At 72.9% G+C, this 14100-nt stretch carries 9 protein-coding genes; 7 read left to right on the top strand and 2 right to left on the bottom strand.

What is annotated here, in order from left to right; translation table 11 throughout:
- Window positions 1-17: 17 nt before the first annotated feature.
- On the bottom strand, window positions 18-2096 hold the full coding sequence (locus tag G443_RS20730) for a DUF2264 domain-containing protein (protein ID WP_253860258.1): 2079 nt from the start codon (window positions 2094-2096) through the stop codon (window positions 18-20).
- Between the two features lie 148 nt (window positions 2097-2244).
- Here G443_RS20730 and G443_RS20725 point away from each other — a divergent pair, with 148 nt between their 5' ends.
- From G443_RS20725 to G443_RS20710, 4 genes are all read left to right on the top strand, one after another.
- The gene (locus tag G443_RS20725) at window positions 2245-3552 is read left to right on the top strand and encodes an ABC transporter substrate-binding protein (protein ID WP_051314001.1); all 1308 of its coding nucleotides are present in this window, start codon (window positions 2245-2247) and stop codon (window positions 3550-3552) included.
- A 100-nt stretch (window positions 3553-3652) separates the two neighbouring features.
- The gene (locus G443_RS20720; protein WP_026419047.1) at window positions 3653-6367 is read left to right on the top strand and encodes an exo-rhamnogalacturonan lyase family protein; all 2715 of its coding nucleotides are present in this window, start codon (window positions 3653-3655) and stop codon (window positions 6365-6367) included.
- A 296-nt stretch (window positions 6368-6663) separates the two neighbouring features.
- Complete coding sequence (locus G443_RS20715) at window positions 6664-6912, top strand: hypothetical protein (RefSeq protein WP_026419048.1); 249 nt, start codon at window positions 6664-6666, stop codon at window positions 6910-6912.
- Window positions 6909-10106 (top strand): helix-turn-helix transcriptional regulator, encoded by a 3198-nt coding sequence (locus tag G443_RS20710; protein ID WP_051314002.1) that lies wholly within the window; start codon window positions 6909-6911, stop codon window positions 10104-10106. The genes G443_RS20715 and G443_RS20710 overlap by 4 nt, the downstream gene beginning before the upstream one ends.
- 70 nt (window positions 10107-10176) lie before the next feature.
- Here G443_RS20710 and G443_RS20705 read toward each other — a convergent pair whose 3' ends face one another.
- Window positions 10177-11448 carry an ABC transporter substrate-binding protein gene (locus tag G443_RS20705; protein WP_035292229.1) on the bottom strand — a complete coding sequence of 424 codons (1272 nt, stop codon included), beginning with the start codon at window positions 11446-11448 and terminating at the stop codon, window positions 10177-10179.
- A gap of 235 nt (window positions 11449-11683) precedes the next feature.
- Between G443_RS20705 and G443_RS20700 the strand changes: the two genes are divergently transcribed.
- The 3 genes from G443_RS20700 to G443_RS20690 all read left to right on the top strand — a co-directional run bounded on the left by G443_RS20700 (window position 11684) and on the right by G443_RS20690 (window position 13980).
- Window positions 11684-12337, top strand: a complete 654-nt coding sequence (locus G443_RS20700; protein WP_051314004.1) for a hypothetical protein — start codon at window positions 11684-11686, stop codon at window positions 12335-12337.
- Window positions 12338-12378: 41 nt separating this feature from the next.
- The gene (locus G443_RS20695; RefSeq protein WP_026419051.1) at window positions 12379-12879 is read left to right on the top strand and encodes a hypothetical protein; all 501 of its coding nucleotides are present in this window, start codon (window positions 12379-12381) and stop codon (window positions 12877-12879) included.
- Between the two features lie 249 nt (window positions 12880-13128).
- Window positions 13129-13980, top strand: coding sequence for a hypothetical protein (locus tag G443_RS20690; protein ID WP_026419052.1), 852 nt, complete (start codon window positions 13129-13131; stop codon window positions 13978-13980).
- Window positions 13981-14100 lie beyond the last annotated feature (120 nt).

Below are 14100 nucleotides of genomic sequence, written 5' to 3'. Positions count from 1 at the left end.
CCCCTCGGCCCGCACGGTCACCACGACCGTGCGGGACGTGCCGGCGCGGCGGGGGTGATCAGGGCAGTGGGACCGTGTGCGCCTGCCCGTCCGGCCACTCCACGGCGACCTGCCCGCCCCGCTCGACGAGCGCGACCCGGGGAGGACGCCCGCCGTCGCCGAGCTCCCCGCGTCCGGCCCCGGCACCGGCTCGGCGTCCCCCACCAGACCGACCACCACCCAGTACCACCGCCCCGGCCGCACCGAGGACGTGGTGGCGGCGGGCACCGCGTGCCGGGAGCCGAGCGCGGAACGGCCCTGCCCGGTGATCGTGCCCACGGCCCAGTCGGCGTCGGCGGGGCCGGGTCCGGCCAGCAGGCTGCGGAGACCTCCCGCGCTCGCCTCCACCCCCCGGCCGTCCGCCGTTCGGTCGGCGCGGAGTCCCCGGCCACCGGCCACCCGGTGATCCGCAACCGGAGTGCCCCGCCGGACGGCGCACCGCCCTCGGGGCGATCCGTGCCCGGCGCGTCGACCCGGACCAACCGCACCTCCCACGGGCCGCGCACCACCGACCCGACCGTCAACCAGGGACCCGGGACCAGGTCACCGTCCTCCCCGCCCTCGACCGACGACCAGTGGGCCCGGTGGCGGGAGAACGCCGACAGGGCACCCCCGGCACGGACTCCCAGCGACTGGACGGGCGGCCGGTGGGAGGGCCGCCCCTCGGCGTCGAGCAGCACGACGGCCGAGTCCACCGGCTCGGCGACCAGCCCACGGCCCGGGCGCAGTCCAGTGTCGGGGTCCTGCACGGTCGCGGTCGCCGTGGAGAACCCGTAGGCGGTGTAGACGGGGCGGTCGACAGCGGGTTCGTCGGTCGCCGCGCGGTCCGTGCCGTGGTTGACCACCCGGACGATCCCGTCCGCGCTGGTCCCGGAGACCAGCCAGCCGGGGGCCGGCAGCGCACGGGCCACGTCCCCCCGCTCGATGGCCATCGGTTCCTCGACGGCGGTCCACACCGGGTGGTCCCCGGGCAACAGCAGCCCGGCCATCCCCTTGCTCGCCCAGTAGGGCGAACCGGGGCCCGAATACCACTGGGCCAGCGGCGGGAACGGGCCGTGCCACCCCGTCGTGAGCAGGTCGTCGGTGTCGAGCGCCCCCCGGTCGAGGAAGTACCGGACCGTGCCGCTCGCCCACCTCCGCAGCTGGCCGGCGGGCAACGGGGAGCAGTCGAACAAGGCCGCCGTCCACACCGGGGCGAGCGTCGCCCAGCGGTAGGTCAACGACCGGCCCTGGAAGAGCGGCGCCCCGTCCCCGCCCACCAGGGTGGCGTAGTCGCCGAGGAAGGACCGGAGCCGGTCCTGGTAGCGCGCCCGCAGCTCGGCCACCCCCGGCTCGGTGCCTCCCGACATCCGGCAGTACCAGAGCGGGTAGAAGTGGAAGGCCCAGGCGCAGTAGTGGTCGAAGGAACGGCGTCCGCCGTCGGTGTACCAGCCACCGCCCCGATGCCACGAATCGGTCATGGCGCAGTTGCGCTCGATGTCCTCCCGCGACCACGGACCGCCGACGGAGCGGAGGAAGGCCTCCACGATCGTCTGGAACCAGACCCAGTTGCTGTCGACCGGGGGCTCTCCCACGAACGGGGCGAACCAGGCCACCACCTGGTCCCGGACCCGCTGGTCGAGGCGGTCCCACAACCAGGGCCGGGTCTCGTGCAACGCGATCGCCACCGACGCGGCCTCCACCCTCGCCTGCCGCAGCTCGGTCAGCCGGGGCCACCGCTCGGGGTGGTCGGGATCGGTGCCGTTGGCCAGCCCACGGGCATACCAGCCCAGCAGGTCGTGGGGGTCGTTCCCGCCCGCCCCGGCGACCCGGAAGGCCGCGGACAGGAACGTCCGCGCGAAGCCCTCCAACCCGTCGCTCCACTCCCCGGAGCGGGACGCCGTCCCGGGTAACCGGACGAGCGCGGACGAGGCCGAGGCGTGCGGCCGCACCGCGAGCAGCAGCCGATCAGCCAGGTCCTCCCAGTGCGCGCGTGTCCACCCCGTGTAGGGCGAGAGCGCGCGGTCCTCCCCGGTCAGCGACACGTCGACAGCCCCTTCCGTTTCGGTTCGGGCCACGGTAGCGACGAAACGCCGCACCCCACCCCCACCGGCGCTGACCGCATCCGGTCAAGGTCGATGACGTGATTGACGGAAAACGTTTCCATACTAGTTTTCCAGGCACGGGTCCGGCGACGCGGCCGCGCCCGAACCGAGGAGAACCGCGATGCGCGCTGACGTACCCCTGCGGGGTGGAAGCCGAACCACGACGACCACGGCCCTGCTCGCGAGCCTGGCGGTCACCGGAACCCTGGGCCTCGCCGCCTGCGGGTCGACCGCCGACGACTCCGGCACGGCGACCATCCACTTCACCTGGTACGGCAACGACGACCGGGCGAACGCCACCATGGAGGCGGTCGAGCTCTTCGAGAGCCGACACGAGGGCATCACCGTGGAGACCTCCTTCTCCGGGTTCGACTCCTACTTCGAGAAGATGTCGACCCAGATCGCCGGTGGCAGCGCACCGGACGTCCTGCAGATGGACGCCGGCTACCTGCGCGAGTACGCGGAACGCGGCGCCCTCGCCGACCTCGACGACTTCACCGGTGACGTCCTCGACATCGACGACGTCGACCCGGCCGGCCTCCGGTCCGGGGAGACCGGGGACGGGCGCTTCGCCGTCCCGCTGGGCCGCAGCACCCAGACCGTCGCCTACAACTCGCGGGTGTGGGCCGAGGCCGGACTCGAACCACCCGAGATGGGCTGGACGTGGGACGACCTGCGGGCGGCCGCCCGCACCATCAGCGAACACACCGACGGGGAGGTCCACGGGCTGACCGATCCCGGCTGGGCGATCGACTGGTTCCAGTTCTGGCTCCTCCAGGACGGCAAGATCCTTTACACCGACGACGGTGAAATCGGTTTCACCGAGGAGGACCTCGTCGACTACTGGACCTACACGCAGGAGATGCGGGACGAGGGCGCGGCGACCCCCGTGGAGATCACCACCCAGATCAGCGGGAACCTCGACACGTCCCCGCTGGCGTCCGGCACCGCCGGCGCCGAACTGAGCTACCTCGGGAGCTCGGCCGGGTTCTTCCCGATCCTCGGCGAGGAGATGGCCTTGGCGCCGTGGCCGAGCCGCAACGGCGAGTACGGGGCGTACGCCTCCACCTCGATCCAGATCAGCGTCAGCGCCGGCACCGAGCACCCGCGCGAGTCCGCGATGCTGGTGGACTTCCTCATGAACGACGTCGAAGCCGGCCGCATCCTGGGCACCACCCGGGGGACCCCGCCGAACGCCGAGGTGCGCGCGGCCGTCGCGGAGGACCTGTCCGGCGTTGAGGAGCTGCTCTTCGAGTTCGAGGAGAGCGTGTCCGACGCCCTCGGGGAGGCCCCGCCCCCACCGCCGCGGGGCTCCGGGTCGTTGAAGCGCAACTTCAGCCGGATCTACGACTCGGTCAACTTCGGCAACCTCACCGTCGAGGAGGGCGCCGCCCAGCTGATGACCGAAGCCCGCCAGCTGATCACCTGACCCGCCCCCGGCTGGCCACGGCCCCGGCGGGCCGAGGACCAGCACATCCCACCCGGTCCCACCCTCCCCCCAGCCCCCAACGACGAGGAGCTGATCACCGATGACCGGTTTCGCCAGACGCACCTTCATGCAGGGCACCGCGGCGGTCGGAGCCGCCACCCAACTGCCGTGGCTGCTCGCCTCCCAGGCCACCGCCGCAGACGGTGAGGACGTCCCCGCCGCCAGACCCGCCCCCATCCGGTGGTTGGAGTCCACCCCCACCGAGAACGTGGGCAGCACCTGGGGGGTGTCCTGGCCGAAGGGAACGCTGCCCGCCGACCAGTCCTTCTCCCTCCGCACCGCCGGCGGCGACCGAGTCCCGGTGCAGACCTGGCCGATCGGCTACTGGCCGGACGGGTCGCTGAAGTGGTCGGCCTGCGCGATCGGCGCCGCCGCCCCCGCCGCCGAGGAGTACGTCCTCGAACCAGGGGCCGGCCTGGCACCCCGCACGAAGGTGCGGGTCACCGAACGCGCCGACCACGTCATGGTCGACACCGGGGTCCTGCGCTGCCGGATCAACCGCTCCGGCACCACCCTCATCGCCTCCATGAGCCGAGGGGGACGGGAGATCGCGCGGGGCGGGGAACTGGTCTGCCAGTGGCAGGACGGCGTCGAGGACTCCGAGGACGGCAGCACCCGCCGGGCCAGGTTCGTCAGCCACATCGACAGCGTCGAGGTGGAGCAGGACGGCCCGATCCGGGCGGTCGTGCGGATCACCGGCACCCACCGCGGCCAGCGAGGCCGCGAGTGGCTGCCCTTCACCGTCCGGCTCTACCTCTACGCCGGCGCCGAACACGTCCGGATGATGCACACCTTCGTGTTCGACTCCAACGGCTCCTCCGACTTCATCCGGGCCCTGGGCATCCGGTTCCGCGTGGTGATGCGCGACCAACCGCACGACCGGCACGTCCGCCTCGTCGGCGACGGGCACGGCCTGCTCTCCGAGGCGGTGCGAGGACTGACCGGGCTGCGCCGGGACCCCGGCCAGGAGGTGCGGGACGCGCAGGTGGCCGGACGGGCCACCCCGCCCGTCGACACCTTCCCCGATAACGTGCGGACCCGACTGCACCTGATCCCGACCTGGGGGGACTTCACCCTCGCCCAGCTCACCTCCGAGGGCTTCCAGATCCGCAAACGCACCAGCCCAGGGCACGCCTGGATCACCGTCGACTCCGGTCACCGGGCCGCCGGCTTCGGGTACGTCGGCGGGGTCAGCGGCGGACTCGGCTTCGGCATGCGCGACTTCTGGCAGAAGTGCCCCACCCAGCTGGACGTCCGAGGGGCCGCCGGGGACGAGGCCGAGGTGACCGTCTGGCTGTGGTCCCCCGACGCCCCGCCGATGGACGTGCGGTTCTACCACGACGGCCTCGGCATGGACGACTACCCCGAGCAACGCGAGGGCCTGGAGATCACCTACGAGGACTACGAGCCGGGTTTCGGCACCGCCGAGGGCATCGCCAGGACGAGCGAACTGATGTTCTGGGCGTTGGACGCGACCCCCGAGGCGGACCGCCTGGTGGCGATGGCCGACACCGTCCGCACGCCCCCGCAGCTGGTGACCACGCCCGAACACCACCACCGGGCCGGGGTGTTCGGCGACTGGGCCCCCGTCGACCGGTCCACCCCGGAACGCGCCGAGATCGAGGACCGGCTCGACTTCCTCTTCGAGTTCCACCGCGACCAGGTCGACCAGCACCACTGGTACGGGTTCTGGGACTACGGCGACGTCATGCACACCTACGACGGGGACCGGCACACCTGGCGGTACGACATCGGCGGGTACGCGTGGGACAACTCCGAACTCTCGCCTGACCTGTGGCTCTGGTACTCCTACCTGCGCAGCGGCCGGGCCGACGTCTTCCGAATGGCCGAGGCGATGACCCGGCACACCGGGGAGACCGACGTCTACCACTCCGGCCCCTACGCCGGGCTCGGCACGCGCCACAACGTGCAGCACTGGGGGTGCAGCGCCAAGCAGGTGCGGATCAGCACGGTCGCCTACCGGCGCTTCTACTACTTCCTCACCGCCGACGAACGCGTCGGCGACCTCATGCGCGAGCTCGTCGACGCCGACCGGACCTTCCTGACCCTCGACCCGATCCGCAAGATCCGCGAGGGCGAGTACGCCCCGGACCCGAACGCCCTCGCCATCGGCCTGGGCACCGACTGGGGGGCGCTGTCCGCCGCCTGGCTGGCCGAGTGGGAACGGGGCGGCGACGACACCTACCGGGACAAGCTGCTGACCAGCATGCGCACCATCGGGGAGCTCTCCAGGGGCTTCTTCACCGACGACGTCCGCTACGACATGGACACCGGGGCGTACAGCTCGGACTCCGACGTGGCCAGGGCCTCCCACCTCAGCGCCGTGCACGGCCTCACCGAGATCTGCTCCGAACTGGTGAGGCTCGTGCCGGAGGAGACCGGGTTCGCCGAGGCATGGTTGGGGTACTGCCGGCTGTACAACGCCTCGCGAGAGGAGCAGGAGGCCGAACTGGGACGACACCTGGGGAACCTCAACCTCCGGCAGGCGCACTGCCGGCTCACCGCCTACGCGGCGAACCGGCTCGGGGACGAGGACCTGGCCCAGCGCGCCAAGGAGGAGTTCTACCGGGGCGAGGCCGGCTACCCCCGGGACCTGACCTGGGAACGACGCCGCGTGGAAGGCCCGTCCGCGCTGAACCCGGTGGACGAGACCGACTTCGTGTCCACCAATGCCAGCGCCCAGTACGGCCTGGCCGCCATCCAGACGCTGGCCCTGGTACCCGACCGGTTCTGACGTCCACCGAACCCGCCCGACGGCGTCCCCGGGGCCTCCCGGGGACGCCGCGGACCACGCTGCCCCGCCCGCACCCACCCGTGCCCGCCAATCCACGGCCACCCGCCGCCCCTCGCCGCCGCCCCTCCTGGCGGGGTTCGGCGACCGGGGCACCACGAGCCGCCCGACGTCCGCCCCGCCCGGGGACGGGTAAGGACGGGTAAGGACCTCCCGGACCGCCGATCGTGGGCGGTTGCCCGATGTGCGGGCCCCCTCCTTACCCCCACTCTCGACGGTGGAGAGAGGGAGGTCATCACATGTGGGAGTCGATCGACACGCGGTGGCAGGAGGTCCGGGAGGTCCAGCGGGACCGCCGCGCCGAGGGGGCCTGGTACCGGACGAGGCTGCGGCCCAGCCGCCGACGCGCCCCCGAGTCCCCCGTCAGGGCGGACCGCCACGTCAGGGCGGCCGGCGACGAGGCCGGGACGACGGAGCGGCCCGGAGAGCCGACCACCGGTGAGGCACGCGCGCCCCGCCGCGCCCAGCCCGTCGCGGAGCTGGTGTGATCCCGGCCGACGGCGGCACCGGGGGCGACGGCGCGCTGCTGGTCCGACGGGCGGCGATGACCCTCCTCGCCAGGAAGGGGGCCGCGCGGACGCATCCGGCCGGTGTCCAGTGGCTCGGGCCGGCAGCGGATCGGGCGGAGAACGCGGGCGATGCCACCGCCCGGCCGCCGCTGCGGCCCGTGGGATCATTCGACGTGTCTTTCGGACCGGTGACCCCGTTGGTCGCGCGCGTCGACGAGTTCGCCACGCTCCGCTCCGCCTGGCGCTCCGCCCAGCTGGGGAGGGCTGGCGCGGTCCTCCTCGGCGGGGAGGCGGGGGTCGGCAAGTCCCGGCTGCTCGCCGAGCTGACCGCGCTGGCCAACGCTGACGACGCGGTGGTCCTGGGCGGGCGCTGCCTCGACCTCGACAGGGCCGGGCTGCCCTACCTGCCCTTCGCCGAGGCACTGGGCCGCGTGGTGTCCGCGACCGGCGAACTCCCCGCGATCGCCAGCCGCCGAGCCGAACTCGGCAGGTTGCTGCCCGGCCTGGAGATCCCCCACGACACCGGCTCCGCTGACGGGCCGCCGGAACGCCTCCGGCTCTTCGACGCCGTCCACGGCCTGCTGGCCGACCTCGCGAGCGACCGCCCCGTGCTGCTCGCCCTGGAGGACCTGCACTGGGCCGACGCCTCCACCCGGGACCTCGTGCGGTTCCTCGTCTCCCGACTCGGACACCAACGCCTCCTGGTGGTGGCCACCTACCGCTCCGACGACCTCCACCGGCAACACCCGCTACGACCGGTGATCGGCGAGCTGTCCCGGCTGCCCTCCGTCCTCCGGATGTCACTGCGCCCGTTCACGCCCGCCGAGACGCTCGACTTCGTGCGCGTCCTGACCGGCGACCAGCTGCCCGACTCGGTGACCAGGGGAATCGCGAGCAGGTCGGAGGGCAACGCGTTCTTCTGCGAGGAACTGGCGGAGGCGTGCCGGGAACGCGGCACTCTCGACAACGGGCTCCCCGCCGTCCTGAGCGACCTGCTGCTCGCCCGGGTCGAACGGCTCAGCGGCGACGCGCAACGCGCCGTCCGCGCCGCCGCGTGCGGCGAAGGCGTCACCACCTCCCACGCCGCCCTGGTGGCGGCGTCGGGGCTCGAGGACACCGTCGCCGAGGACGCGCTGTACGAGGCGGTGCGACAACACGTGCTGGTCGCGACCACCGACGGCGCCTACACCTTCCGCCACGCGCTCGTGCGCGAGGCCGTCTACAACGACCTGCTCCCCGGTGAGCGGGTCAGGCTCCACCAGGGTTTCGCCAGGGTCGCCGACGACCAGGGCACGACCACGGCCCTCGCCTACCACGCGCGGCAGAGCAACGACCTGCCCGTGGCGCTCGCCGCATCGGTGACCGCCGCCCGTGAGGTGCGGCGGATGGGAGCCCCCGGGGAGTCGCTGCACCACCTGGAACAGGCCCTCCAGCTCTGGGACCGGGTGGCGGAACCGGAACGGGTCAGCGGAGTCGACCACCTCGCCCTGCTCCGGGAGACCTCCACCACGGCCGAGAGCGCCGGCGAACTCGAACGAGCGGCCGCGCACGCCCGCGCCGCCGTCCGGGTCGCCGACTCCGCCGCCACCCCGGAGGCCCGCGCCGCGGCCCGGGCCGAGCTGGCGGCCCGGCTCATCCCCCTGGAGGTGCACGCCGCCGAGATCAGCACCGTGCTCGCCGACGCGTGGGACCTGGTAGCGCCCCGGGCGGCGAGCCAGGAACGGGCCGCGGTCCTCGCCCTGATGGCCCGGAGCTGGGTGTGGCTGCGGGAGGACGACATCGACCTCCCCGCGCTCCGACGGCACGCCGAGGACGCCATCGTCGACGCGGAGTCGGTGGGCGCCGAACAGGTGGCGATCGACGCCATGGTCACCCTCGCCGTCTTCGCCTCCATGGAACGGCAGGTCTCCCGGTCCCTGGCACTGGGCCTGCGAGCCGCGGAACGGGCCACCGCCATCGGCGCCCACCAGGTCGAACTCCGGGCCAGGAAGAACTACGCCATCCACCTCAGCTGGCTGGGGCACTACTCGGAGGGGCGGCACGCCCTGAAGACGATCACCCAGCGGAGCGAGGAGATCGGGGTGCTCTGGGGCGGGATCGCCCTCGACTGCTACCAGGACCTCATCCTGATCTCGACGTGGACCGGCCACTGGGAGGAGGCCCTGGCGATCGCCGACCTCAGCGACCGCACGCCCCCCGCCCTGTTCCAGCAACGACTCGACGCCGTCACCCTGCCGATCCTTTCCGGCCTCGGGCGCCACGACGAGTTCGACCGGCTGGCCGCCCGGCTCGACCGGGACAGCAGGGAATCGGTCACCCGTTTCCTCGTCCAGTACGGCAGGGCGGTGCACCTCCACTCCCTCGGCCGGCACCGCGAGGCGCTCCACCACGTGCGGCACGCCCTGGCCTGGATCTTCCGGATCGAACGGATGCACGCCAGCAACGCCGTCGGCTGCCTGCGGCTCGGGCTGTCCTGCTGCGCGGAACTCACCCAGGTGGCCCGCCGATCCGGGGACACCGACACCCTCGCCGAGATCCGGGGGCTGGCCGACGGGTTCATCGCCCAGGTCCGGGAGATCCGCGACGAACGCCCCGACCGGCCATGGGGCTCACCGGAGTCCGCCGCGCGGAGCACCCAGGCCGAGGGGAGATGGGCCGAAGCCGAGTACGGCCGGCTCCTGGGGCGGAACGACCCGGCGACCTGGCGGAGCGCACTCGCGCTCTCCGAGGGACTGCGGGCCTGGCAGGCGCACATCCGGTTCGGCCTCGCCCAGGCCCTGACCGCGCGGGGCGACCGGCCCGGCGGCGACCGGGAGGCCGCCGCCGCGCTGGCCCTCGCCGACGAGATCGGCGCGGCCCCGCTCCGCACCCGGATCGAACGCTTCCGTGCCGGCTCCCGGCTGTCGGAACCCGGGGAGGGGGCCCACGACGCGGCACCTGACCACCACCCCACGCCCCCGGGGACACCCGACCCCCTCACCCCCCGGGAACGTTCGGCCCTCGAACTGGCCGCGGCCGGGCTGACCAACCGCCAGATCGGCGAGGACCTGCACATCAGCCCCAAGACCGTGAGCGTGCACCTGTCGAGGGTCATGGCCAAGCTGGGGGCGACCAGTCGCACCGAGGCTGTCGCCCGCGCCTACGAACAAGGGCTGCTGACCGTCGAGAACTGACCCGTGGCGGTGCCGGGACGCACCGCCGGCCCCCGGCCACCAACCCGTTCACGCACAGGGGTGGGACCGCTCAGCGCAGCGCCCGCCCCGCCTCCCGCACGAACCGCGCCGCCCCCTCCGACACCGACCGCTGACCGAAGTTGATCTCGTCGTAGATCCGGGTGAAGGTCCGCTTGTTGGTGCTGGCGCCCGTCGGTGGGGGCGGCGGGGCCTCGTTCAGCTCCTCCGCGACCGACTCCTGGAACTCGTACACCGCGCTGTCGGCGCCCTCCAACGAGCCGGACACCGCCGCCCGCACCTCGCCGTTGACCGGCATCGACCTGCTCACGCCCAGTGCGCGCCCCGCGTCGACGTCATTGACGAGGAAGCCGACGAACGCGGCGGCCTCCTCCGGGTGCTCGGTGCAGCTCGACACGCTCAGCAGCGAGGAGGCCCCGGCGTGCGCACCGCCGTTCCCGGTGTCCGTCGGCAGAGGCGCCAACGCCATGTCGTCCGACACCGTGAAGTAGCTGCCGGCCGTCGAGTCGTAGTTGAACTCAGACCCCGCCTGGCCCCGGGCCAGCGGCGAGGTGTCCAGCGCGCCGTTCACCGAGGTCGTCGTCTCCGGCGGGGTGGACACCCCCTCCCGCACCCAGTCCTGCGCGACCGTCCAGAAGTCGACCAGGTCGGCCTCGTCGAACCCCAGACCGGCGTCCTCGGTGTAGAGGGACTTGCCCTGCTGTCGCAACCAGAAGTCGAACCAGTCCGAGTTCCAGCCGAAGTCGGTCGTCCCCGCCTCCCCGGTCTCCTCGGCCACCCGCTCCGCCGCGCTCCGGTAGTCCTCCCAGGTCCAGCCGATCTCCGGCGCCGGCACCCCGGCGGCGTCCCACAGCTCCCGGTCGTAGACGAGGGCGGGAACGTTCTGGCCCAGGGGCAGCGCGTACAGGGCACCGTCGAGGGTCGCTCCCTCCAACAGGGTGTCCGGCAGGTGCTCGGTGCTGATGGCCTCACCGACGTGCTCGGTCAGATCCATCAGGACCCCGCGCTCCGCGTACTCACGAAGGAAGAAGGTGTCCATCTGGATCAGGTCGGGCGCGGCCCCACCCGCCACCTGGGTGGACAGCTTCTCCACGTACGACTCGTAGCTGGCGAACGACGTCGTCACCGTGATACCCGGGTTGCGTTCCTCGAACAGGTCAACCGCGCGCTGCGTCGCCTCGGCGCGGTCCTCGTTGCCCCACCAGGTGAAGTGCAGCGACACGGCGCCACTCCCGCCGCCGCTGTCCCCGCAGGCGACGAGAGCCGCCCCGAGGACGGCCACCCCTAGGACACCCGCCACCCGGGTTCTCCCGGTCGTCGACATGTGGGACTCCTTCCGGTCACGCCGGACGGTAGGGCGACCGGCACCCGCGGGGACAGTGGCCACGACGCGGGTTGGCCGGAGTGGGCCGCCATGTCGGGGAGTCGACTGGGCCGTCGGGAGTACCCGCCCAGCCGGCCGCGGGCGCGGAGCAACCCCACCTCGCGGTTCCACCGTCCACCCAGCACTCCCCTTCCGCGCCGGGTTCCTCGACCCGGGCCGAGGAAAGGACACGGACATGACGACACGGGCGTTCAGAACCGGGGTGACCGCGACCTGCGTGCTGCTGGCACTCGCGGGATGCGCGGGAACCGGGACACCCGCGACCAGTGGACCGCCATACCCCTCGGCGTCCTCGGCCCACCCGGAACCGCGCCTCGGGTCCGGTGGGCCGAGCGCCGAGGACGGGCCAGCCGAAGCGGGCGCGCACCACCACCCCGTCCAGGAACAGGTGGGCGAGCTGGAAGCCGCCCTCGTCGCCCAGGAACCCGACCGTTTCGGCGGAGCGTGGATCGGCGGGTACGAGCCGGAGTTCCGCGTCGTGGTCGCGCTGACCGAGGTCGACCCGCGCCCCACCGCGCTGGACGACTTCCCCGACCTCGTCGACCACGTCACCCTCACCCGGGTCGAGTTCGCGGCGCTGGAACTCGAGGCAGCCAGGGCCCGGGCCGAGGAGGCGTTGACCGAGGCGGGCGTGCTCGGCGGGATCGGCGTGCACCCCATGGACAACCGGGTGTTGGTCGAGGTCGCGGGGACCGACGTGGACGAGGCCGAACAGGCGGTGTCCGGCATCGCCGGCGTCACCGTCACCAGGGTTCCCGAACTGCCCGAGCGGTACCCCGGCCTCGGTGTCCACGAGACGGCACCGGACGAGCCGACCGGAGGCCGCTGACCGTGGCCTCCCGACGATCGGACGTTCGACGCGGACCGGCGGTGCTCGCCTCGGCGGTGGCCGCCCTGCTGGGCGCGGGCTGCGGACCCGCGACCGCTCCCCCGGCCGGCGACTGGCCGCATTTCGACTCCCTGGCGCGACTCCGCTCAGCCGCCGATGTCGTCGTTGAGGGTCGGCTGCTCGCCACGTCCCAGCGGCGGATCGACGTCGCCCTCGCCTCGGGCACCGAGCGGGCCGGCGGAGAACCGGCGGCCGTCATCTCGTACACCGTCCACGAACTCGAGGTCGAACGGGTCGTGCTGGGAGAACGCGCCGTCGGGGAGACGGTTCGCATCGGCCAACCCTCGGACGCCGACTCCACACGCATGGTCGTCGGGGACACCTACCTCCTGTTCGCCGAACTTTCCAGGGACGACCTGCCGTTGTCCCTCATCAGTCCCGTTCAGGGGGTGTACCGCAGTGTTGGGGACGGCGCCTTCGAACCGGTCCACGACGCGAACCCGCTCAGCTTCGGCGAGGAGGACCTGGCCGCCGCCGGATAGCCGCGAGCGACCCGTGCCCGCCGAAGCCCTCGTCCTCGCCGGTACCCGACGACCACCAGCTCCCGTCCGCCCGGGACCGCCCGTCCGGCGAGCGGCCCGAGACGGCCCCACCCCGCCGGAGGTGGCCCCAGGAGCGCGGCTGCGCGCTCCCCCGCTCATCACCCAGCGCAAGCCCTCCTGCCCGAACGAGGGACCGCTGGTGCGCCACGGCGAAATGTCCGCTACGGCGCGCTGGCAGGATGAACCGATGTGAGCGAGGGCGGACATCACGGAGAAAACCGGCAGCGGCGAACCTGGACCGCACTGGGGCGCCGTCTCCACTGGACGCTGCTCGGCCTCAGCCTGGTCGGTTTCCTCGTCTGGATGCTGGTCGTGCAGGCGGCGATGCCGGTGTGGCTCGACCAGGGCGCCGCCTGCGCCGCGAGGTTCGACATCGACACGACGAGGGTCGTCGTCAGGACCACCCTGCTCCCCCCTCGGGCGACCTGCACCTTCCACGAGGTTCCCGGCGAGATCGCGCCCGTGGTCACCGAGTACATCTCCCCGAGCCTGGCCCTGGTCCTCACCGTGATGCTCCCCCTGCCCGCCGCCAGCGGCGTGGCCGGGCTGCTCCTGCTCGCGCGCCGCATTCTCACCCTGGGGCGGACGGCACGCGGCCCTGACCGGGACGTCCCAGCCCCGGACCCGCCGCAGACCTCGGAAGGCGGCACGTCCCGGCGCACGTCGCACCTGCTCGGCGCCGCACTGCTCGGCGTCGTGGCCGGCACCTTCGGCGCCTCGGTCACGATGCTGTCCGTCGTCTTCGGGAGCTGGCCGGCCAGCATCGCCTCCTACGGGGCCATCGTGCTCGCCGTGGTCGTCGCGGCGACCGCGATGGACGCCGCGTTCGGGCCACGTGAGGGTGGTCGACGAGGATCCCGGCGACGAGGTCTCGCCCTGGGCGGGCTGGGCTGCGCGGTCGTGCTGGCACTCTGCCTACGGCAGAAGCTGGACGGCGACGGCATGGGCGAGGACGGTCACGGGTGGATCCCCCTCGTGTCCACCGTCGTGTTCCTCCTCGTGGCGGCGGTCCAATGGCGCCTCGCGCGCCGAGGACGCTGAAACACGTCCTACTTCTCGCTTCTCGCCTCGTCCTGACGCGTTCCTGCTCCGTTCGGAGTCGGTGCACCGATTCATACCTGCGGTGTGTTTCCCCGTTGGTAGCGTTGACCAGTGCCGCGG

The sequence above is a fragment of the Actinoalloteichus caeruleus DSM 43889 genome (genome assembly GCF_000429185.2).
In the GTDB taxonomy this organism is placed as follows: domain Bacteria; phylum Actinomycetota; class Actinomycetes; order Mycobacteriales; family Pseudonocardiaceae; genus Actinoalloteichus_B; species Actinoalloteichus_B caeruleus.
This window is presented reverse-complemented; position numbering and strand designations above follow the sequence as displayed.